Origin of the sequence: Paenibacillus xylanivorans (assembly GCF_001280595.1) — a bacterium.
GTDB lineage: Bacteria > Bacillota > Bacilli > Paenibacillales > Paenibacillaceae > Paenibacillus > Paenibacillus xylanivorans.
Genome location: NZ_LITU01000074.1, coordinates 1 through 1031 on the forward strand (window position 1 = coordinate 1; position 1031 = coordinate 1031).

1 protein-coding gene is annotated in these 1031 nt (G+C 42.1%); it reads right to left on the reverse strand.

What is annotated here, in order from left to right; translation table 11 throughout:
- Positions 1–73: 73 nt before the first annotated feature.
- Positions 74–517 (reverse strand): ASCH domain-containing protein, encoded by a 444-nt coding sequence (locus tag AMS66_RS23080; RefSeq protein ID WP_053783034.1) that lies wholly within the window; start codon positions 515–517, stop codon positions 74–76.
- Between the last annotated feature and the right edge of the window lie 514 nt (positions 518–1031).

A 1031-nucleotide genomic window follows, 5' to 3' on the forward strand; every position in this document is an offset into this window, starting at 1 on the left:
GGTGTCGCACTTCATATTACAATCCGTCATGTTAATAATGTCAGAACCCACATTAATTAATTGTTTACATAGGTCATATCATCAACTCTTCGTCTATCGGATATTCCCATAGTCCCAGTTTTCCCTTCACTGGAATATAGGGCTTCAGCAGACGGAAACCCGCTATTTCCCACGCAAAATAACCTGGACTGTAATCCCCTAACAGGAAGTCCTCACCCGTCACAACCTTCCCGCAATCCAGAATGGCTGACGTATGATTAGCGTCGATGACTTGATAACAATTTGAAAGCTCGCAAGTTGCAAGGATAACCCCCGTAGGGAGGTTTTGTTCCGTATAGCCATTCTTGGCGAGTAAAGAACGTATGGGTTCATATTTGCAGGCCTGCTTATCGACTTTCTGGCTTGCATGAATGGCCAACGGACCGCGATACCGGGTCTTCCAGGATCTTGTTTCATAGAGAGTCTCTCCTTGGACAAGCAGAGTCGCCCATGGTTGAATCATAGATAATACTTTCATTCCTCTACGCTCCATTTCTGTTCATAATGAATTACTATTCCCCAAACATTCTCGAGACTTTCCATACCCGCATGATGCGACTCTAGTGTAATTCTTGCTTTGACCACCGAATTCCATCCTTACAGGCCACCCAGTTCTTCAGAGCACAACGGATCAACCAAGGGTTGTTAACCAGTTGCTCAATCAGCAGATAATAGTCAGATGCCATGAGTTGGATCGCCTCGTACCATCTCCTAGTCTCTACCGCCTTAGACCCATGTGTAAGACTGCCATCCCGAAGCTTATTACTGTACTTACCAAGATTTTAATTTTAAAATTTAGATATACATCTATTCGGTAATAGGAACATGTTCTTGTTAATTCCGGCAATCGGTACAAGTTCTTGTCCCTCGATACCTCTTATACCTTTAAGTTATACTTTTTACTGCAACAAAAAACCGTTAATCATCAATATCACAGATTTAACGGTTCTAAAAGTTTAATCTCTTCACATATGCTTCAACTGATTTTTGTA

Bases quoted from the DNA above. Each gene is read 5' to 3' on its own strand.
- AMS66_RS23080 (WP_053783034.1), bottom strand. From the start codon at position 517: ATGAAAGTATTATCTATGATTCAACCATGGGCGACTCTGCTTGTCCAA.